Genomic DNA, 20,120 nt, shown 5'->3' on the forward strand with positions numbered 1-20,120 from the left:
CCGGAGAGGGTCCCAGGTGCGCGGGAGGTAGGCCCGATAGCGCGCGAGCGCCTCCGAGGTGTTTACCCGGAAAGGGAGCCGGTGCGAAAGACTCGCACCCGGAGCGGAACCAGGTGCTACCTGCCCCGGGAGCGCCCGCCGCCACGGCTGGTGCCACGCCGCTCGGGATTCTGCCTCGTGCCGCCCCGTTGCGAGCCCTGCCCCTTCGTCGTGCGTGCGGCCTCGCTCCGAGGGGCCCGGTGCTCGCCGCTCGCCACGGGGCTCTTGCGGGTCGCCCGGCGCGGCGTGGCCTTCCGGGCCGTCGTCTTCTCGGCGGTGGCCTTCTTCGCCGTGGCCCGGGCCTGCTCGGCCAGCTTGCGGTGATGGCGCGAGGGCCCCAGCTTCTCGCCCGTCTCCAGGTCCACCGTCTCGCGGGCGATGAGCTTGTTGAAGTTGCTGCGGTGCCCATGCGCATGCGCCGAGTACACGAGCGCCAGCTTGTGCTTCTCGAAGGTGTCGAAGAACTCGTCCCAGGAGATGGGCTCCAGCGTCCCCCGGCCCGAGTAGCCCGGGAAGTCGATCCGCAGGATGCCCGTTTCGTCACCCTTGCCCGTCCCCGTCACCATCGACGGCCGGCCACAGCGAGCATCCGCCCACTGGCGGATCTCCTCATGGTCGATCGTCACCCGAGAACTCTTCGTTGCCATGGCGCACCCCCTGTGCATGAGCGCCGCGTCCGACAGCGGCCCTCTCAGCAAGGGTGCACCTCGTCGGCTCCGGGGACTACCCGTGTGGCCTCGATGCAACCCCTTGGGGCCGTCAGTCCCTGGCGTTGCCTCGGAGCCCAGGCGAGGGGAGGGATGCTCCATGGCGGGCCAGGCCCTCCGGCGTGTTCACGCTCACTACCGAGCGCGGCTCCGCGTCCACCGCGCGCAGGGAGTCCTCGGGCATCCGCCTCGCCCGGCAGCGAGAGACCAGGCTCTGCAGCGAGGGCTCCTCGGCTCTCAGGGCCTCTCCCCACGGGCCCGCGAGCGCCTTGCGGTAGAGCGCCAGCAGCGGCTCCACCCGCCCGAGCAGCTCAAGCGCAGTGCTCGGCCGTTGGGGCATGCCTCCACGCACCGGGCCTTGAAGGAGTTGCGCGAGCAGTACCGCTCTTTCGTCGTGGCGTTCCAAGAGGCGGCGGCTCGGTGGCGGCGGGGAGACTTCTCGGTGAGCTTCCCTCTCCACTCCTTCCCGCCGCGCGTCGTGCCGGATCGCGTCGCTCGAGTTCTTTGACACCCTCTCCGACAACCCCATGCGTCCTGGGAAATGGAGCTTGCCTCCTTTCCCCATGGTGGGGACAATCACCAACTCACGTTCCTGGGGTGCTCCGAGGGGCAGGAGGATCCGGTCATGCGTCAGCTTGTCACTCACGCCCTGTGCTTGGTGCTGATACCGATGTTGGCTCGAGGCGCCCCGCCCGGTCGAGCACTCGAGCCTGTCGAAGTGCGCGAGTACGACGGCGGCTGGGGGCGTAAAGGGGTTCAGTTCATCTTCAAGCGACTCCCTCCCGACCGCGACCAGGAGGCGCTGACCCGGGAGGACAGGCAAGTCATCCGTGCGGCCTTCGAAGAGGTATACGGCAAGCAGGAGCCACTCCCTCCGCCACGGTACCCCGGCGGGGCGAGGCTCGCGAGTGTGGGGACTCAATATGTCAGCACGGCCCCTCCAGAGTGGCAGGAGAAGATTCGCAAGGACTATGAAGAGCTTTACAGGACGGGGCCGTCTGCCCTCGCGTTGCCAAGCAACCTGGAAGACAGCCGCTTCTTCCAGGCTCTGAGGCTCTCCCCTCAATATAAGGGAGAGGGCGCACGCGAGGCGGCCATGGAGCTGTTCAGCTCGCCCGCTTTTATCGTATCCATGGCCGCCTCAATGACTTTGTATCTCGCGGCGCTCGCGGCACCTGAGCCCGTTCTGAGTAAGGGGTTTGTGGCGGCTGTCTCGCTATGGCTCCTGGTCACCTATGGCGCTACGGAAATCATGAACGTAGCGATGGCGGTCAAGCAGTTGTACCAGGAGGCCGAGGCGGCGCAGAACTTCAAGCAGCTGGACAAAGCCGCCCAGAGCTTTGGCCCGAAGATAGGCGGCACGGCGCTGAGGGTCCTTGTGTCAATAGCTCTGGGGCGGCTGGCGGGGAAGCTGCCACAGGTGCCCAAGGCGCCGGGAGGAGGTGGACTGTGGACAAGGCTCGGCGTGCCCCGGTACGCCCTGACGAGAAATGTCACACTGCAGGGGGCACCGGTCGTGCAGGGGGCCGGTGCGCAGGTGCCTGCCGATCGTGGTCGGAGAGGCCGCGGCTGCGGAGACCTCTGTGGCGAACGGGACGGTCCTGCTGATGGGGGCTCTGCTGGGCACAGAAGCCTCCGCGGTCAAGGCAGCCATCAAGGCGGCCCGGACAACGGGAGGCTGCCGGGAAGACAACAGCAAGGGTGATGCTCCAGAACACCACATTGCCACCGACAAGAATGGCAAGGCCGAAGTCAGAGGTGGCCCCTGGACACCACAGTTTGAGCCTCTCTTCGAACGAGCCGGCATGAGCCTCAATGATCCAGCGAACAAGCTCTTTGTTATTGGCCACAAGGGGCCTCACCCCGAGCAGTACCATCAAGAGGTTTATGACCGTCTGACTGACGCAGTCAGCTGTGCGCAGGGCCAGACGAATGCAGGCGCAAACTCACCAATGCGCTTGATGAAATCGCGGGCGACATCTGCAGGTCTGGATCACGACTCAATAAATTCGTTACAAAGAAGCCATGAGCAATCAGGATAGATACTTCCGTCTAACGGGCGACGTACACATTCCGGGGCGTTGGTATGTCCAAGGCCCCTGGGACGCTGAGGGAAGGAGGAGCATTCCCGGGCGGCTACAAGAGGGAAATGCTTTGAGCTTGGACTGGAGGCCCTTCTTCTCTGTGCGTTACCCCGGGCAGGCACTCGATTATACAGAAACAGAGGCCACTGCTGTTGTAAGCCATCGCTTTGTTTCCCTGTGCGAGCAGCTAGGCATCCAGAACGACGTGCAATTCATCCCGGCACGAGTGGAAAATAAGTCTGAGCAGTATTTCATCCTCAACACACTCCACATCATCAGGTGTATTGATGAGGCCCGATGCGAGGAGGTTACATTTTGGGAGCCCAGGCATGGAGAGCCAGAAAGGGTGGGCGAATACCGGAACGTCGCCGGCCTGAGGATAGATCCGACGAAGGTGGGCGGCGCTAATATCTTCCGTCCTTGGGGCTGGACGGTGGTGCTGATCGTCTCCGAGCGCGTCAAGCTGGCCATGGAGGAAGAAGGTCTCTCCGGTACCAAGTTCATCGAAGTGTGACTGGGCGCCTTGCGCTCGTCGCCTCCTGTGGGAGACGCTCCTGTATCGGTAGCGACACTCCGGGCCTTGGGTTCCCCCTGCGCACGCACAGCGTTCGTGGGGGCGGACACCCCGCTTTCCAAGAGGCGGCGGCTCGGTGGCGGCGGGCGGGGAGACTTCTCGGTGAGCTTCCCTCTCTACTCCTTCCCGCCGCGTGTCGTGCCGGCTCGCGTCGCGTCGGGTAGGCCGGGGCAGTTGCCCACCCCGGCCCCCCACAGATCCGGACGTGCAGAATTCCCGCATCCGGCTCCTCGGCTCATGGTTTCGCCGCGAGCACTATCCGAGGACGTTGTGTTGAGACGGTTGTAGGGCTCGGTGTCCCCTCCGTCTTTCCCTCCCCCGGTTCCATGTTCCGGTGCCCCCTTCCCTCCACGGGGTCCGCTCGCTGCGTTCCCCCGCTTCATCGGTACTACGAGGCACTCCGACTCCCTGACGACCTTCCCGCCCGGCTTCGTTGCCTTCGTCGGCGCAGTACCACCGCCACCCGTCTTTCGCTCCCGTGGAGGTCGGGCGCCCATCCTCCGCGGACCAGGGTTGTTCACCGGCTTCCCCAACCGGCCACTCAACGTGGAGTCGTCAGGACCTCCCCTTTCAAGGTCGATGGAGGGTGCTTCTTTTAGAATGACAAACAGGGAAGAAATGGCGAGCGAAGGCAACCTGGCGCTCTATCAAGACATAGCCATCCCATGGAGCGCCCGCCACTGGACGCTCTTGGGGTCGTCTGGTCTCTTGAGTGCCTCGGTTCCTCCCTGCTCAGCAGAGCGTCTCCCCCTTGAGCACATGCGCTGTCGCCACGTGTTTGCGCGCCACCTCCCCCGGAGCATAGCCCTTCTTCACTTTCTTCTTGGCTGCCCGGGAATGTTTGCGCAACGTCGCGGGCTTCACCTTCTTCGCCATTTCCAACAGGGCCGCACTCAACTGCTCCGCGGATTGCACTTCCTGCCCGGCCCACTCCTCTGGCTCCACCATCACCATCATCCCCCCGTAGGTGAATTTCACCTCGGCGGCGATGTAGTAGGTGGACACTTGCATGTTGTTTGCCTCCAAGTCATGGCTGGCTTCCACTGCTGACTTCACCACGGACAACGCGTTGTAGGCCAGCACCGCCACCCCGAAAGCCAGCAGCGCCGCTCTCGGCTTCCCCAGACTCCTCACCTCGCTTTCGAGGACGGACTCCAGCTCTCCAAACATCGCCTCTATCGTCCAGCGCTTCCTGTACAACTCCGCTACTTCCAGGGCGCTCATCTTCTCCGTCGGCACGTTCGTGAGCAGGCGGATGACTGTTTCCCCATCCTCCGTTGGCTCATCCAAATGCACTTCAATCCGTCTCAGCTCCAACGGCACCTCCCCCTCCACGCGCACTGCCTGCTCGTACACTCTTCCTGTCCGCCCTCGTCCCACTTCTTGCTTCTCTCCCAGCTCGGTCGGACTGGGCGACACTCCATGCTCGCGAATGATGAAGGCCGCTTTCTTCTCCTCCACCGCTCGCAAAATCCGACTCGTGCTGAAGTTTCTGTCCGCCAGCCACAGCTCCCCCCCTCACTCGCTCCAGCACGGGCCCCGTCAACGCTCGCTCCTGTGCATGCGCATCCTCCGCGGGCAGCACATCCACCACCAACCCCATCTCAGGCGCATACACCACCAAGGACTGTCCGGGCAGTGCTGCTCCTCGGAAGTTTCTCAGCGGCTTGAGCCTCTTCTCACTGGCCGGTAGATGATTGCCATCCAAGACTCGCACCTGGTAGCCCGCCGCCCACGGCTCCTGCTTCTTCATGGGTCGCACCACCGGCAACAGTCTCTCCGCGCTCCCTTGCACCAGCGCTCGCACCACCTGGGGCTCGGTGCGATTGACTTTGTCGTAGAGCGCTGCCAGCGAGACGGTCAAGTCGGGGGCCGACTGCGCCGCGGCGTGCAGCGACGGCCTCAATCCCAGCGCCACCAGTCCCATCAAGTCCACTACCGAGGAGAAGAGCAGCTCACGCGTGTACTGCTTGTCTCGCTGTGCTTCAAATACCTCATCAATCCACTGCGAACTCAGGGCATGCTCCAGCGTGCGGCGCACCATCACCGTGACGGGACTGCGCTGCGTGAAACGCTCCACGATTGTATTCAAGGCCACGTTCGTTCCTCCGCGTAGGGGCGCGAGGAATTCGTCTTGGTCGTCCGTAACTCCGGACCCACCTCCGCCCAGGTGGGCATTCACCTTCCCACCTGACTCCTATGGTAGCACCCTCCACATGACCTTGAAAGTGGTGGTCGTCAGGACCTCCCAGGTTCCTGGAGGACCCTCTTGTGTGCGTGCCCCGCTCTCAGACCCCGGCGAGACCCCAGGACCTGGCCTGTTGCGACCCTGGGATGCTGCCTTCCGCTACTCGAACGGCGTCGGCTCTCGCGACGATTCAATTCTTTCGGGGCTCAATCACGCGGCCCACCTACTCGCTGTCTACGCTTCGCGGCCCGGGTCACCCCGGCACCACGCAAGACTCGCTTCCGGCTGGTGGCCTCCTTTGCCGGGCGGGGTTTGAACCCGCAGGGTCCCTTCGTGAAGTTTCCGCTCTACATCGCTTCCTCCTCACCCAGGCTTTACCTGGCGCACTCGAGTCCTTTGACACCCTCTCTGGAGCTCGGGCTCCAGGGAGGAGAGCTCCGTCATGGCGGGCTCGAGCCGCTGCTGCCAGCGCCCCATGTCCGCGAACAATGCGCTCCACGCTGTAGAGGAGGCAGGGGGGGCCGCGCACTGTCACCCTCGGGAACGTCACATTCCCGGTGAGCCAGAAGGCGGAACCCTGAGCACGGCCATTGCGAGCCGTGCCGAGCCTCAAGGGGTGGAGCGCCCGCCGACCTCCGGGAAGCGCTCGTAAGCCCGCAGTAGCGCGTCCAGGTGGGCGAGGTTGTCCAGGTCGAGCGGTGCATCGGTGAGCTGCACAACCCACCCCCCCGACGCCGTGCGCCGTGAGCGCGAGAGCAGGTCCGAATCGCGAGTCGAGTCCGGAAAGCCGATGGCCCGTGCGGCAGCGGCCGACCAGTAGTTCAGCCATCCAAGGCGAGCCGGAATCTCAGGCGAGCGGATGTTCCATGGGAGCTTTAGCGCTGGCAGCCCTCGGGGTGGAGGCTGCGGATTCGCCGCCCAGTTTTTCGTCTGGCGCGCAATATCTACTCCCGCGTTGAACGGCGTTGCATGCCCCCAGAAGGCGCGAGCACCCTCCGCTATGGCTTCCAGCACCTCCTCGGCCGCCGCGATGCCGTCTACGGTCAGAGGCAACACCGCATGAATATCGAGCTGGGCTTGGCCACCCGGCGAGCTGCCCGCCGGTAGTTCCAATCCAGTCACCGTGACCCGGAAGTCATCATCCCCGTTGCGGAGGAGCGGAAAGCCACGCCCGTTTGGCCTCCCTCGGGCGAGAAATGCCTCGCGCTGCGGCACTGGGATGCGCTTCCCCTCGCTAGAAATCGTCCACTCCAGGCGCAAGCCAGGGAGCGCACGCTCCATTCCATGAACAACGGCCAAAGGGCGGCCATCGTTGCCCACGAGTTCTGGTGCGTAAACGGTAATGGCAAGTTCATTTTCTTGTGTGGCTGGCATCTCAGCACCACTCCATAACTACGATGACTCCATCGAGATCCGGGGCCGTGCGTTCCAGCGCGGCTTTGTGCGCGGGGCTCCGCACGCCGACCCGGAAGTCAAATCCGCAAGCCAGAGCGAGGGCGCGCTCATGCCGCAACTTTTCCACCAGGCCCTCGACCACGATGTCTCGAAGGTCGGGTGGGTACGTATCGAAATTGTCGGTCTTGACCTCCCAGAGCGTGCGCGTGGCCAGTTGCAGCGCGTCGAAGTTTTTCCCATTCACGAACACATCCCCGCCGGGGAAACTGTTGAACGGAATTCTGTCGGCGCACTTGTTGTGCAGTTTATTACCGCCACGGTGGTACGGCACTGGGACGGGCTCGCACCTGTTGCGATCTCGCTCCGTGACTTCGGGTGGCTCCAGAGGAGGGAAATCCGGTGCTCTTGGCTCCGGCTTGGGCCTTTTTTTCGGCGAGGGCTCCTGCGGCGCGGGCTTTGTTTCGGGCACGGGCTTCACTTCTGGCACGGGGCGCGTTTCAGGCACGGGCCTTGCCTGGGGACGACCCCTCTTCTCCGCGTAAGTATCCAACGCTTCTTTGATGGCGAAGCCCACCACCACCACGCCCGCCACAACTACCGCCCCCACGACGAGCTCCGGTGCCGCCAGCACGCAGACCCCAAGCCCCACGGCAGCGGCACCCGCCGAGGCGATCGCGCATTTTCCCGTGCGGTCGTGAAACTCGATCCGGTCATGGTCCAGGGCATGAAAGCACCGCTCCACCAGCACGGACCAGGGCTCAGAAGCTTCGCGGACGGCGCAACGCCCCCCATCCGTCCAGGGCAGCGTCGCCGCTCGCTGGAGGTTGGGCCTCGGGTCTCGGGCCGCCAGCTTTCTTGAGCTGGGCGCTGACGTAGCGCAGGCAGAGACATAGAGCAAAAGTGCGATGCACGCTCGGAAACGCATAGCTCGGAGAGGGTATCAAAGGATTCGAAACGGGGGACTTGAGCGAGAACGAAGCTCGACGTGGACGGGTAACCGACCGCTCTTCCCGTCTTTCTGAGGACTTGCGACTGGCCTCCAGGGTGTATTCGGCCTGGCGGAGCACACGCGCGGGGGAAGAGGATGGGTTGGCCACTGAGGATGTTCCAGCTGGTATCGCTTCACCGATGGGCTGACGGGCATCGTGCACTGTCATTGACACCCGTCCGCGAGCGGCTCTCGCCTCATTCGTCGAGCGCGAGCGACACATACCACCGCTTTCGCCCTGGAAGAGGCTTCCGCCCCGAGAAGCCAGCTGGTCGCGGCACCCAGTCATAGCGGAGCCGGTATCCCGTGGGCAGGACCTTCCAATACGTGGCCTGCCAGGGCACCAATGCCTCGCCCCGCTTCGATTCCGCGACCGGCTGATGCCCGCTGCCATCCACCTCATGGAGTCGATACTCCGCCTCCGCGGCTTCGCGGCTGTTGGCCTCGATGACGCACTCCCGTGGCTCGAGGCTGGACCAGGCCGTGAGATAGCGACTCCAATCGGGCCGGGCGTAATGCTCCCAGGTGGCGCCCCCTCGTGCGGTGAGTTGATAGGCGAACGTGTCCGAGCCTCGCGGTCTGCTCTCGGCCAACGCTCGCCCGAAATCCTCACACGCGAGCATCACCTGCTGCTCATTCTCCACGGAGTAGACCTGAATGAGGTCTCGCTCGCTCAGCGAGACCAACTTCTCATGCAGCGCCTCGAACGAGAGGCCATGCCCACGGCGCAGGTTCAATGCCAGGGCCACCTCGGGTCCGAGGAGCATGGACAGGCACGTGCGCAGTTCCGACACGACCTCCAGGAACCACAGGTCGTCTTTATCGATGATCGAAGGCGGTAGTGAGGACATGGGGCAGGGCAGTCTAGCTCCACTCCGCGCTCGTGGGCCCTCCCCGCGAGCGGCACATCCGCTCGTCCGAGACCTGGGGCAGGTCGCTACAGCGCGTCCTGCTCGCCCCAGGTGCGCTCCCGGTGGAGCCGGGCGCGCAATTCAGACACCACCTCGGGATGCGCAGCGGACACCTCGTGCCGCTCCTCGGGGTCCTCGTGGACGTCATAGAGCTCCACGCGCACGCCCTCTCGCGTGGGCAGCTCCAGCAGCTTCCAGCGGCCCAGGTAGAGGCCCCGGTGCCTGGCGCGCTCCACCGTCTCCTCCCACTCGGGCTTGAGTGACAGGTCCCCCGTGCCGGGCTCCGCCCGCATGGTCTCGTAGAGCCAGGGGTAGGGCAGGCGGAACCGTTGGTAGCGCTGGCCATCCCGCTCCGAGAACCAGATGTCTGTCTCGATGAGCGCGGGCAACTCCTCCAGCGCGGGAGGCTCCCACCCCGGCGTGAGCTGGGCGGCCAACGAGCGCCCCTGGAAGCGCGCCGGGGCCTCCACGCCCAACAGATCCAGCAGGGTGGGCGCCACGTCGATGGCCCGGGCGCGCACCGCCACCTCCCGGCCCGCCGCCACCTTCCCCGGCCAGCGCAGGATGAAGGGCACGCGCAGGGCCTCGCCGCCCCACAGGTGCTCCCCATGGCCCATTCCCCGGTCGCTCTCCTCCAGGTGCTCGCCGTGGTCCGACAGCACCACCACCAGCGTGTCCTCCTCGAGCCCCCGCCGCTCCAGCTCCTCCATCGTCCGCCCCACGAACGCATCGAAGGCGAGCACGCTCGCATCGTAGTTGGCCACCAGCGCCGCCTTGTCCGAGTTACTCGGAGGCGCGCGCGGCGGCTCCATCTGGGGCGTGGCCCCGAAGTGCCAGGGTCCGCTCTCTCCAGGTGTGAGGAATCGACCCTCGTGCGGATGCGGCGCGGCGTAGGGGAAGTGTGTCACCGAGGCGAACACGAGCAGCGCGAAGGGCTCGTCGGAGCCGACGCCCTCGAGCGCGCGGCGGGTGCTCGCCGCGAGCGGGGAAGGGTCGGTGAGCTCGGGAAATTGCCGCCGCTCGGGGAAGAACGAGGGCACGAGCGCGGTCCACGGCAGCAGCGTCACCTGGGTGATGAGCATGCGCTGGCGGATGAGCTCGGGGAAGTTGAAGGAGGGGGCGCTCACGTGCTCGAAGCCCAACGGCAGGCGCGAGAAGATGTCGCCCGCGTAGTCGGACAGCACCTCCGTCCGCCAGCCCGCCTCGCGCAGCGCGGTGGCGAGCGTGGGAAAGGATTGAGCGCGCGCCTCGGGGCCCACCATGGTGTGACGGATGGGGTGCTGGCCCGCCCACTGCGAACTCAGCAGCGTCGTCCACGAGGGCCCCGTGCGCGGAATCTGCACGAGCGTCTCCTCGAAGTGACTGCCCTCGCGCATGAGCCGGTCGATGTGCGGCGACGTCGGGCGGGGATACCCGTTGCCCGAGAGGTGATCCGGCCGCAGCCCATCCGAGGCGAGGATGAGCAGGTTGGGGCGGCGGGGCCGCTCGGAGGAGGCCGCGGAGCCGGGGTTCCACGCGAGCAGCAGTCCCATGAGCAGCGCACCCAGGACGGCCACCCCCAAGGGCTTCAGCGCGGCCGGTGCGAGCCGCGGCGTCCGGACCTCCCCTCGATGCTCCCTCCCGAGACGCCAGAGCGCCAACACGGGGGCGAGCGTGAGGAGCAGCGCGGCCAGGGCCCGCCAGGGCGCGGGAGACGTCTGACTGACAGCCAGCAGCAGGGCCCGCGTCCATTCCGCGCGCGTGTAGAGCGTGGCGGCGTAGAGGTGGGGATGGTGAGCCATGTCCCCCAGGAGCGCGAGCAGCGCGAGGAGCAGGCTTCCGCCGAGTCCCCAAAGGAAGGCCGCGCTCCACCGCTTCACGCCCACGCCCCACGCGCCCAGCCCCAGGCCGAGCCCCGCGAGCAGCCCCAGCACCGTATGGGCCGTGAGAAGGCGGGCCACCTGCCCCAACACCACGTGCCGCCACTCCCGCCACACCAGCGCGGTGAGTTCGGTGTTCTCGTTGCCCTGATAGCCCAACTGCATGTTGAGCACGGCACACAGGGTGTAGAGACCGATGAAGGCGCACAGCCCGCCCCGGCAGGCCCAGGTGAGCACACGCACGAAAGGGAGCGGGGTCGCGGGCCTCATCTCACCGGACAGGGTGTTCATCGGGCAGGCGACTGACACCCCCTCGCCGGAATTTCAGGCGACTCGCCGGGTGGTGTCCGACACCTCGGAGAGAGGCGAGCGGGCATCCTGGGCTCGTCTGGTCGCTCGGGCGGGGCGTCCCAGCGGACAGGCTTCATCGAGCCGGCGAGGTCAGCCCCCGCTCCTCGAGGACAGCGAGGACGCGGGCCACGCTCATCTCCACGCTCTCCGAATCACTGAGGATCAAGATCTCGGGCGACTCGGGCGGCTCGTAGGGATCCGAGATGCCCGTGAAGTGGGGAATCTCACCCGCCAGGGCCTTCTTGTAGAGCCCCTTCACGTCTCGACGGATGAGGACCTCCAGACTGGCTTGCATGTATACCTCGAGGAACGGGATGCCCTCCTCGGCCGCCAACCGCCGCACCTCGTCGCGCGAGTCTCGATACGGGGAGATGGCGGCGGAGAGCACCGCGATGCCATGCCTGGCGAGCCGCCGCGCCACGAAGCCGATCCGCCGGATGTTCTCCTCGCGGTCCGGCCGGGTGAAACCCAGTCCGCGCGAGAGAAAGTTGCGGATCTCATCCCCATCGAGGATGTCCACGGAATGTCTGGGCATCAGTCGGCGGCTGACTTCCACCGAGAGCGTGCTCTTGCCCGCGCCGGACAGGCCCGTGAACCAAAGGATGAAGCCTTTCGACCGGACGGCGTCGTCCCCTGATGGTTTCACCGCGGCCTCACGCTCATGACCCTCGTCTCGAAAGCCGAGCGTCCAAGGTATCACGCCCTCTCGTCTCCTGACTGCTTCCTTGCTCGGCGTCGAGGTAGCGCATCCCAGTGAGGTCGAACTGCGCGCGGGGGGCAGGGCGCATTGCCGCCGGTGCGAGGCTGGACCTATCCTCCAGGTCCTTCCTCGAGTCCCCTTCATGACCCACCGACCCCACGTCTACGCGCCCGAGATCTGGAACAACCCACACCCCTTCTATGCGGCACTTCGGCGGGAAGCGCCGGTGAGCCAGGTGGAGCCGGGAGGAATGTGGGCGGTGACCCGCTACGAGGACGTGCTCTACGTCCTCAAGAATCCGCAGCTCTTCTCGTCCGAGGGCTTCCGTTCCGCCGTGCAGCCGGCCTGGCTCGAGCAGCGCAACCCGGTGATCGACTCCATCCTGATGATGGATCCGCCGACCCACACCCGCTTGCGGTCGCTCATCACCCGGACCTTCTCGGCTCCGGGCGTGGCCCGCCTGGAGTCCTCCATCCGCGCCTCGGCGGAGTCGATCGTCGCCGACATGTTGGCGCGCCGCCGGGTGGACTTCGTCGAGTCGATGGCCCTGGCGCTGCCCTCGCGCGCCATGGGCGCGCTGCTGGGGCTGGATGCCTCGTTGGCGCCACGCTTCAAGAGCTGGGCGGACGCGGTGACGGGCGTCGGCATCATCCCCGCGGAGGCCACGGAGCGACGGGCCGAGCTGGTCGCGTTCCTGGACGACATGAAGCACCACCTGACGGGCGTCCTGGAGCTGCGCCAACGCGAGCCCGGCAATGACGTGGTGAGCGATCTGCTGCAGGCCCGAGCACAAGGCGGGGTGATGTCGGATGACGAGCTGATGGGCTTCCTCGTCCTGCTGCTCGTCGCGGGCCTGGAGACGACGTATGACCTGCTGGGGCTCTGCGGGCTGACGCTGGCGGACAACCCGGACATCTGGGCGCGGCTGAAGAAGGACCGGACGCTCGTGCCCAAATTCATCGAGGAGGTGCTGCGCTTCGAGTCCCCCTCCCAGTCCACCATCCGCACCACCACCCAGGAAACGGAGCTGGGTGGGGTGAAGCTGCCCAAGGGAGCCACGGTGCTCGTGCAGTTCGTCTCGGCCAACCGGGACGAGTCCGTCTATCGCGATGCCCACCGCTTCGACATGGATCGCACGGGCGTACCGAGTCTGGCCTTTGGCCAGGGCATCCACTTCTGTGTGGGGGCGCCCCTGGCCCGGCTGGAGGCGCGCCTGGCCGTGGAGGTGCTGCTCGAGCGGTGTGACCGGCTGGTGCGCGAGCCCGGTCCCGTGACGTGGAACGTGGCGGTCACGACCCGTGGGCCCGCGGTGCTCCCCATGGAGCTGCACCCGGCCTGAGTTCCGGTGCCCTCAGGCCCGCATCAGCCGGCGCGTATGGCGGGCGATCTGCTCCTCTTCCTCGCTGGGGAGGATCTGGATCGTCCCGCGCGAGCCGGATGCCGAGATGACTCCCTGGCCGTCCCGGTTGCGGCCGTCATCGAGCACCAGCCCCAGCGGGCCGAGCATCGCGCAGACGCGCTGACGCACGATGGGACTGTTCTCGCCGATGCCTCCCGTGAAGACGAGCAGGTCGATTCCGCCGAGCACCGTCGCATAGGCCCCGATCGTCTTGGCGATGCTCCGCACGAAGACCGAGAGCGCCAGCGCCGCCGGCGCATCACCGAACCCCGCGGCCCGCGTGAGCTCGGACATGTCGCTCGTGCCTCCGGAGAGCGCCTTGAGCCCCGAGTCGTGGTTCACCAGGGACTCGAGCCCCTCGGTATCCACGTGGCCCTGGCGCAGCAGCCAGAGCAGCACGCCGGGGTCGATATCGCCCGTGCGCGTGCCCATGGGAATGCCGCCCGTGGGGGTGAACCCCATGGTGGTGTCCACGGAGAGGCCGTGCCGGAGCGCGGCCAGGCTGGCTCCGCTGCCCAGGTGCGCCACGACGGTGCGCTCGGGCACGCGGGGCTTGAGCCGCTCCACGATGGATTCGTAGGAGAGCCCGTGGAAGCCGTAGCGCTCCACGCCCTGCTCCCGGTACTCGCGCGGTACCGGGAAGACGGCCGCCTCCTCGGGCAGGGTGCGGTGGAAGACCGTGTCGAAGCACGCGAACTGGGGCACGGACGGGTAGCGCCCGCGCGCGTGGTGGATGAGCTCGAGCGCCGGCGGCACATGCAGGGGCGCGAAGTGCGTCGTCGCCTCCAGGGTGTGAAGGACCTCGTCGGTCAGTGCCCGGTGCTCCCGCAGGTGCGGCCCTCCATGGACGACGCGGTGGCCGATCGCCACGGGTGGGGTGTGGCCGAGGGACTCCAGCCGATCCATGGCCCGCTCGAACGCCTCGCGCTGGGTGGGGTAGGGCGCGGACTTCTCGAACACCTTCTGTCCGTGGGCGTCCTGGAGGGACAGGGTGCCCCGCTCGCCCCCGATGTGCCGCACCACGCCCTTGAACAGCACGGCCTCATGACCCTCGCGGTGCGCATACACGCCGAACTTCAGCGAGGACGAGCCACTGTTGATGACCAGCAGGGGGCCGTTCATCGCGCCGTCCAGTTCCAGTCGCGCACCTCCGGTAGATCCTCGCCATGCTCGGTGACGTGGAGCTTGTGCCGCTGGAGCACCTCCGACAGTCGCTGCTCGGCATCCTTCACCCGGTGGGCGGTGGTCCGGGACTGGCGGATCGCGTCGAGCGCCAGCGTGTAGCGATCCATCTTGTTGAGCACGGTCATGTCGAAGGGGGTCGTGGTGGTGCCTTCCTCCCTGTAGCCGTGGACGTGGATGTTGCCGTGGTTGGCCCGGTTGTAGGTGAGCTTGTGCACGATGGTGGGGTAGCCGTGGAAGGCGAAGACGACGGGCTTGTCCCGGGTGAAGATCCGGTCGAAGTCCTCATCGTTCAGCCCGTGGGGGTGGCCGCCGACGGGCTCCAGGGTGAAGAGGTCCACGACGTTGACGACGCGGACCTTCAACTCCGGCGCCCACTCGCGCAGCACCGTCACCGCGGCGAGCGTCTCCAGGGTGGGCACGTCCCCCGCGCAGGCCATCACCACGTCCGGCTCGCCTCCCGCCTCGTTGCCCGCCCACTCCCAGATGCCGATGCCCGCGGCGCAGTGGCGCACCGCGCTCTCCATGTCGAGCCACACCGGGGCGGACTGCTTGCCCGCGATGATGACGTTCACGTAGTTCTTCGTGCGCAGGCAGTGGTCCGCCACGGACAGGAGCGTGTTGGCGTCCGGGGGCAGGTAGATGCGCACCGTGTCGGCGCGCTTGTTGGCCACGTGGTCGATGAAGCCGGGATCCTGATGGGAGAACCCGTTGTGATCCTGCCGCCACACGTGGGAGCTGAGCAGGTAGTTCAGCGAGGCGATGGGCTTGCGCCACGCCAGGTCCTTGGCGGACTTGAGCCACTTGGCGTGCTGGTTGAACATCGAGTCGACGATGTGGATGAACGCCTCGTAGCAGGAGAAGAAGCCGTGGCGTCCGGTGAGCAGATAGCCCTCGAGCCATCCCTGGCACAGGTGCTCGCTCAACACCTCCATCACCCGGCCGTCCACGGAGAGCGACTCGTCCACGTCCTCGTAGCGGGCATTCCACCGCTTGCCGCTCGCCTCGTAGACGGCTTGCAAGCGGTTGGAGGCGTTCTCGTCCGGCGCGAACATGCGGAAGTTGCGCTGGGAGTGGTTGCGGCGCATGACGTCACGCAGGTACTTGCCCAGCACGCTCGTGGCGCTCACCAGGTGGGAGCCCGGCGTGCCGCACTCCACCGCGTATTCGCGGAAGTGGGGCAGCACGAGCGGCACCAGGAGCTGTCCGCCGTTCGCGTGGGCATTGACGCCCATGCGCAGCCGCCCCTTGGGCGCGAGCTCCGCCAGCTCCTCGCGGAAGGTGCCGTGCTCGTCGAACAGCTCGTGGGGCTTGTAGCTGCGCAGCCACTGCTCGAGCAGCTTCAAGTGCTCGGGGTTGGTGCGCACCGCGTCGAGCGGGACCTGGTGGGCGCGCCAGGTGCCTTCCACCGGCTTGCCGTCCACCGTGGCGGGGCACGTCCAGCCCTTGGGGGTGCGGAGGATCAACATGGGCCAGCGGGGCCGGGTGGCGTCGTTGTTCTCGCGTGCCTTGCGCTGGATGTCGCGGATCTCCCGGTAGAGGGTGTCGAGCACCTCGGCCATCCGCTGGTGCATCGTCCGCGGGTCATCTCCCTCCAGGACGTAGGGGTGGTAGCCGTAGCCGCGGAAGAGGGCCTCGAGCTCGTCCGGGTCGATGCGCGCGAGCAGCGTGGGGTTGGCGATCTTGTAGCCGTTGAGGTGGAGGATGGGCAGCACCGCGCCATCGGAGATGGGGTTGATGAACTTGTTGGAGTGCCAGCTCGCCGCCAGCGGGCCCGTCTCCGCCTCACCGTCTCCCACCACGCAGGCGACGATGAGGTCCGGGTTGTCGAAGGCGGCGCCGTAGGCGTGCAGCAGGCAGTAGCCCAGCTCGCCGCCCTCGCTGATGGAGCCGGGCACCTCCGGCGAGTCATGGCTGGGCACGCCGTAGGGCCAGGAGAACTGGCGGAACAGCCGCTTCACCCCATCGGTGTTGCGCTCGATGTTGGGGTAGGTCTCCGTGTAGGAGCCCTCGAGGAAGGTGTTGGCGATGATGCCGGGGGCGCCATGTCCCGGGCCAATCACATACATCATGTTGGCCTGGTTCAGCCGGATGATGCGGTTGAGGTGGACGTAGATGAAGTTCAACCCGGGCGTCGTGCCGAAGTGCCCGAGCAGCCGGGGCTTGAGGTCGTCCAGCACGAGTGGGCGCGTGAGCAGCGGGTTGTCCTTGAGATAGATCTGCCCCACCGAGAGGTAGTTGGCGGCACGCCAGTAGGCGTCGATCTTCTCCAGCTCCGAAGCACTCAGTGGACCGGACATGCGCGGCTCCTCGCGGGCGGTGGGGTGTGGCGGGTGCGGCCACGGAGCCGATTACCAGCCGCGCGGGAACCGGGGGTCGCGGGCGGAAGAGGGGCGTTCGACAGATGACGCTGGCGCGCGAAGGCCGTTCCAGTTACGCACGCACTGAACACAGGCCGTTAGTCTGCGGTGGAGGAGAGAACGAGTGATGACAGTGCACGGTCCAGGTCCTCAGGAGCGGATTTCAACGGGCGTCCCGGGCCTCGATACGGTGCTGCATGGGGGGTTGCGCCGGGGCCGGACCTACATGCTGATGGGGCTGCCGGGCGCGGGAAAGACGATCCTCGCCAACCAGACCTGCTTCCATCACCTCCGGCAGGGACTCGGGGTGCTGTACGTCACCTTGTTGGCCGAGTCGCACACGGATCTGATCTCCAACCTCGAGCCGCTCTCGTTCTTCGATGCCTCCCGCATCGGGCGGTCCGCCACGTACGTGAGCGCGTTCAACGTGCTGGAGCAGAGTGGACTGGATGGCCTGCTCGCGCTCATCCGCAAGGAAATCAAGGCCCGCGACTCCTCGCTGCTCGTGCTCGATGGCCTGGTGGCCGCCGAGGAGATGGCCCCGTCCCCCCAGGCGCTCAAGAAGTTCATCCACAACCTCCAGGTGGTGACGAACCTGTTGGGGTGTACCACCCTCATCCTCACCACGGGCGGTGGCAAGGGGCTGCGCGCCGAGCACACCATGGTGGATGGGTTGATCGTACTGCGGCAGCGCACGCAGGGCGCGCGCATGCTCCGGGAGCTGGACGTGCGCAAGTTCCGGGGCAGCGCGCACCTGCTCGGATGGCACAGCTTCGACATCACCGACGACGGGCTCGTCGTCTACCCCCGCCTGGAGTCTCTTCCGCGCGAGGATGTCGCCCATACCCCCTCGGGCCACACGCGGTGCGCCTTCGGCATCGCCGGGCTGGACGCGATGTTGCACGGGGGCATTCCGTCCGGTTCCTCCACCCTGCTGTATGGCCCTCCGGGCAGTGGCAAGACGCTCCTGGGCGTGAGCTTCCTCGCGCAGGGAGCGCTTCAGGGTGAGCGCGGTCACCACTTCGCCTTCTACGACTCTCCGGAGCGCATGCGGGTCCAGGCGCGCGGCGTGGGTCTGGACCTCGATCCCTTGGTCGAGCGCGGTGATCTCGCCATCAGCTACCATCCGCCGCTGGAGAACGTCCTCGACAAGCTCGGGGTGCAGTTGCTGACCCTCATCCGCGAGCGGGGCGTGCGCAGGCTCTTCCTCGATGGGTATGACGGGTTGCAGAAGGCCAGTGGCCAGCGGGGCCGGGTCACGCGCTTCCTGGCGGCGCTCGTCAACGAGTGCCGCCAGCGGGACGTGACGTTGGTCTACACGGCCGAGACGCAGGCCGCCTTCGGTCCGGAGCTGAAGTTTCCCCTCCAGGGCTTGTCCCTGGTGGCGGAGAACATCCTCTATCTGCGCTCCGTGGAACTGCGCTCCCAACTGCGCCGCTTCATCTGTGCCATGAAGGTGCGCAACAGTGGCTACGATCACTCCTTCCGCGAGTTGATCATCGGGGAGAAGGGGTTGGCCGTGGGCGACATCATCGAGGACGGACAGCAACTCCTGACGGGACAGGCACGGGTCCCGACGCATCGGGGCCAATAGGTATGAGGCCCATCCTCATCGTCGATGACGAATTCGGCATGGTCGAAACCATCCGGGATCTGCTCCAGGACGAGGGCTACCCGACGATGGTGGCGTTCGACGGGCGCCAGGCGCTGGAGCGCATGGCGGCGGAGCGTCCCTCCCTGGTGCTCACCGACTACATGATGCCGTTGATGAATGGACCCGAGCTGCTGGACGCCATGAAGAAGGAGCCCGAGTTCCGGGACATCCCCGTGGTCATCATGAGCTCGGCGCCCCCTCGCTTCTGGCAGCACCTGCCGTGTACCGCCTTCCTGCCCAAGCCCTTCCGGTTGCCGCCCTTGCTGGAGGTGATCCACCAGATCATCGGCGCGCCTCCAGGGCGTTAGGCGCTGGTGGGCGGCGACGGGGGCGCGGGCTCCTGGTGGAACATCTTCGCCAGGAGCCGCTCCGTGGCGTCCGCGAGCGCGTCGCGAGACAGGCGTGTCTCCTCGCCGAAGAAGCGGGTGCCCACGTTGGCGTCGAGCACGTGGGTGGCCAGCAACGTGAAGGAGGCCTCCTCGTCGAAGGTCGTCTCGGCCGCCAGCACGCGCTTGCCCGGGTTGAGCCCCTCCTGGTCGAAGCGGCCCTCCCATCGCTCGCCCAGGGTGACGGAGAAGTACTGCACGGCCACGTTACCCGGACGGGACATGTGCGAGACGGCGACCACCGCGCGCAACTGGTCGCGCTCCTCCGGGGTCATCCGCTGCTTCCAGGCCTCGACGGTGGCGTGCATGGTCTCGAGCTGATCCCTCGCGGCGTCCTCGGCGTTGCGCAGCAGATCCGGCGCCTGGGCGCGAACATAGGCGGCGAGCGCCCCGGCGGAGACGCTTCCGCTCGAGAGCACCTGATCGATCTGCTCGCGCGCGGCGCCCAGGAGGCGCTGCTGGCGGGTGCGCTCCTCGGAGGAGAAGGCCCGCTGGGCCAGGCTGGCCTCGGTGTCGGTGACGAGCCGCCGCAGGGTGGTGAGTCGCTCGCGCGTGGCCTCGTCGAGCGCGCCGCGCGGGCCCGACAGCAGCGCGTAGAGGGCGAGGGGCAGGTGGGCGAGCGACTTGAACTCGTGGTAGCGCCGGGTGCGCGCGGGGCCCTCGTGGCGCTCGCCCCGCATGCGCAGGATGAGCAGGTCATCGATCTGGGCGATGACGGGGCCCATCTCGGCGAGGACGGCATCCCGGCGCGCCGCGTAGGCGTCGCGGAAGGCCGTGTTGAGGGCGGCGAGTGGATCGGAGGGCGGCAGCGCGGCGGGCAGCTCGGACATCCTCGAAGCCTAACGTCCCCCTGGTCCGTTCCGCCGCGCCTCGTTCAGACTCCGCCGCATGTGGACATGCGGAATGTTCACCTCCACGAAAGGCTCGCCGTACACCTCGTAGCCGAGTGTCTCGTAGAAGCCCGCCACGTGGGCGCGCGCATGCAGGGTGACTTCCCGGAAGCCCCTCGCCACGAGCTCCTCCTCCAGGGCACGCACCAGCCGGGCACCCAGGCCGGTCCGCTGCCGCGCGGGCTCGATGGCCATCTGGAAGAGCCGGCCCGAGTGCTCGCTCTCCGGATGGAAGAGCACGCACCCGACGATCCGCCCCGCGTCCACGGCGACCAGGTGCAGGCTGTGCGCGTCGAAGGGGAATTTCACCGAGGCGCGATCGAAGCCGAGGGGGGCTCTCAGCACCTGGTAGCGCAGCTCCAACTCCTCCGGGTACAGCGGGTGCTCGGTATCGATGAAGGTCAGCTGCACGCTCGCTCCTCGCGCGCCCGGGCTCTCGAGGGGTGGGCGCGG

General features: G+C 66.9%; 15 protein-coding genes and 2 pseudogenes. 5 read left to right on the forward strand and 12 right to left on the reverse strand.

What is annotated here, in order from left to right:
- Positions 1-116 precede the first annotated feature (116 nt).
- Positions 117-686, reverse strand: a complete 570-nt coding sequence (locus tag D187_RS57180; protein ID WP_211241575.1) for a hypothetical protein — start codon at positions 684-686, stop codon at positions 117-119.
- A 112-nt stretch (positions 687-798) separates the two neighbouring features.
- The gene (locus D187_RS55510; protein WP_051256560.1) at positions 799-1,086 is read right to left on the reverse strand and encodes a glycosyltransferase family protein; all 288 of its coding nucleotides are present in this window, start codon (positions 1,084-1,086) and stop codon (positions 799-801) included.
- A gap of 285 nt (positions 1,087-1,371) precedes the next feature.
- Between D187_RS55510 and D187_RS58180 the strand changes: the two are divergent.
- Both D187_RS58180 and D187_RS27095 read left to right on the forward strand, forming a co-directional pair.
- Positions 1,372-2,775 (forward strand): annotated as a pseudogene (locus D187_RS58180) (AHH domain-containing protein).
- Positions 2,772-3,344: an imm11 family protein gene (locus D187_RS27095; protein WP_043431680.1), complete on the forward strand. Its 573-nt coding sequence runs from the start codon at positions 2,772-2,774 to the stop codon at positions 3,342-3,344. The pseudogene D187_RS58180 and the gene D187_RS27095 overlap by 4 nt, the downstream one beginning before the upstream one ends.
- Before the next feature lie 792 nt (positions 3,345-4,136).
- Here the strand turns inward: D187_RS27095 and D187_RS27100 are convergent.
- From D187_RS27100 to cysC, 6 genes and pseudogenes are all read right to left on the reverse strand, one after another.
- Positions 4,137-5,448: pseudogene (locus D187_RS27100) on the reverse strand (IS4 family transposase).
- Positions 5,449-6,201: 753 nt separating this feature from the next.
- Entirely contained in the window at positions 6,202-6,966 is a 765-nt protein-coding gene (locus D187_RS52710; RefSeq protein ID WP_002632477.1) for a DUF5953 family protein, read from the reverse strand.
- 1 nt (position 6,967) lies between these two features.
- Positions 6,968-7,912: a DUF6310 domain-containing protein gene (locus D187_RS27105; protein ID WP_043431681.1), complete on the reverse strand. Its 945-nt coding sequence runs from the start codon at positions 7,910-7,912 to the stop codon at positions 6,968-6,970.
- 260 nt (positions 7,913-8,172) lie between these two features.
- Positions 8,173-8,826 (reverse strand): hypothetical protein, encoded by a 654-nt coding sequence (locus D187_RS27110; RefSeq protein WP_051256561.1) that lies wholly within the window; start codon positions 8,824-8,826, stop codon positions 8,173-8,175.
- Between the two features lie 86 nt (positions 8,827-8,912).
- A complete protein-coding gene (locus tag D187_RS27115; protein ID WP_002632474.1) occupies positions 8,913-11,036 on the reverse strand; it encodes a sulfatase family protein in 2,124 nt (707 codons plus the stop codon).
- Between the two features lie 133 nt (positions 11,037-11,169).
- Complete coding sequence (gene cysC / locus D187_RS27120) at positions 11,170-11,742, reverse strand: adenylyl-sulfate kinase (protein WP_043431700.1); 573 nt, start codon at positions 11,740-11,742, stop codon at positions 11,170-11,172.
- 196 nt (positions 11,743-11,938) lie between these two features.
- Here cysC and D187_RS27125 point away from each other — a divergent pair, with 196 nt between their 5' ends.
- The gene (locus D187_RS27125; protein WP_002632472.1) at positions 11,939-13,135 is read left to right on the forward strand and encodes a cytochrome P450; all 1,197 of its coding nucleotides are present in this window, start codon (positions 11,939-11,941) and stop codon (positions 13,133-13,135) included.
- A 12-nt stretch (positions 13,136-13,147) separates the two neighbouring features.
- On the opposite strand, the gene D187_RS27130 is transcribed toward D187_RS27125, so the two are convergent.
- Positions 13,148-14,317: an acetate/propionate family kinase gene (locus tag D187_RS27130; RefSeq protein ID WP_002632471.1), complete on the reverse strand. Its 1,170-nt coding sequence runs from the start codon at positions 14,315-14,317 to the stop codon at positions 13,148-13,150.
- On the reverse strand, positions 14,314-16,677 hold the full coding sequence (locus tag D187_RS27135; RefSeq protein WP_002632470.1) for a phosphoketolase family protein: 2,364 nt from the start codon (positions 16,675-16,677) through the stop codon (positions 14,314-14,316). Before D187_RS27135 ends, D187_RS27130 begins: the two co-directional genes overlap by 4 nt.
- A gap of 187 nt (positions 16,678-16,864) precedes the next feature.
- Between D187_RS27135 and D187_RS27140 the strand changes: the two genes are divergently transcribed.
- On the forward strand, positions 16,865-18,331 hold the full coding sequence (locus D187_RS27140) for an ATPase domain-containing protein (protein WP_043431682.1): 1,467 nt from the start codon (positions 16,865-16,867) through the stop codon (positions 18,329-18,331).
- Positions 18,332-18,333: 2 nt separating this feature from the next.
- Positions 18,334-18,699, forward strand: coding sequence for a response regulator (locus D187_RS27145; protein WP_002632468.1), 366 nt, complete (start codon positions 18,334-18,336; stop codon positions 18,697-18,699).
- Here D187_RS27145 and D187_RS27150 read toward each other — a convergent pair.
- Together D187_RS27150 and D187_RS27155 are read right to left on the reverse strand one after the other, a co-directional pair.
- On the reverse strand, positions 18,696-19,607 hold the full coding sequence (locus D187_RS27150; RefSeq protein WP_002632467.1) for a hypothetical protein: 912 nt from the start codon (positions 19,605-19,607) through the stop codon (positions 18,696-18,698). The genes D187_RS27145 and D187_RS27150 overlap by 4 nt on opposite strands.
- A 9-nt stretch (positions 19,608-19,616) precedes the next feature.
- Entirely contained in the window at positions 19,617-20,078 is a 462-nt protein-coding gene (locus D187_RS27155; protein ID WP_002632466.1) for a GNAT family N-acetyltransferase, read from the reverse strand.
- Positions 20,079-20,120 lie beyond the last annotated feature (42 nt).

This window comes from Cystobacter fuscus DSM 2262 (assembly GCF_000335475.2).
In the GTDB taxonomy this organism is placed as follows: Bacteria; Myxococcota; Myxococcia; order Myxococcales; family Myxococcaceae; genus Cystobacter; species Cystobacter fuscus.

Bases quoted from the DNA above. Each gene is read 5' to 3' on its own strand.
- D187_RS57180 (WP_211241575.1), bottom strand. From the start codon at position 686: ATGGCAACGAAGAGTTCTCGGGTGACGATCGACCATGAGGAGATCCGC.
- D187_RS55510 (WP_051256560.1), bottom strand. From the start codon at position 1,086: ATGCCCCAACGGCCGAGCACTGCGCTTGAGCTGCTCGGGCGGGTGGAG.
- D187_RS27095 (WP_043431680.1), top strand. From the start codon at position 2,772: ATGAGCAATCAGGATAGATACTTCCGTCTAACGGGCGACGTACACATT.
- D187_RS52710 (WP_002632477.1), bottom strand. From the start codon at position 6,966: ATGCCAGCCACACAAGAAAATGAACTTGCCATTACCGTTTACGCACCA.
- D187_RS27105 (WP_043431681.1), bottom strand. From the start codon at position 7,912: ATGCGTTTCCGAGCGTGCATCGCACTTTTGCTCTATGTCTCTGCCTGC.
- D187_RS27110 (WP_051256561.1), bottom strand. From the start codon at position 8,826: ATGTCCTCACTACCGCCTTCGATCATCGATAAAGACGACCTGTGGTTC.
- D187_RS27115 (WP_002632474.1), bottom strand. From the start codon at position 11,036: ATGAACACCCTGTCCGGTGAGATGAGGCCCGCGACCCCGCTCCCTTTC.
- D187_RS27125 (WP_002632472.1), top strand. From the start codon at position 11,939: ATGACCCACCGACCCCACGTCTACGCGCCCGAGATCTGGAACAACCCA.
- D187_RS27130 (WP_002632471.1), bottom strand. From the start codon at position 14,317: ATGAACGGCCCCCTGCTGGTCATCAACAGTGGCTCGTCCTCGCTGAAG.
- D187_RS27135 (WP_002632470.1), bottom strand. From the start codon at position 16,677: ATGTCCGGTCCACTGAGTGCTTCGGAGCTGGAGAAGATCGACGCCTAC.
- D187_RS27140 (WP_043431682.1), top strand. From the start codon at position 16,865: ATGACAGTGCACGGTCCAGGTCCTCAGGAGCGGATTTCAACGGGCGTC.
- D187_RS27145 (WP_002632468.1), top strand. From the start codon at position 18,334: ATGAGGCCCATCCTCATCGTCGATGACGAATTCGGCATGGTCGAAACC.
- D187_RS27150 (WP_002632467.1), bottom strand. From the start codon at position 19,607: ATGTCCGAGCTGCCCGCCGCGCTGCCGCCCTCCGATCCACTCGCCGCC.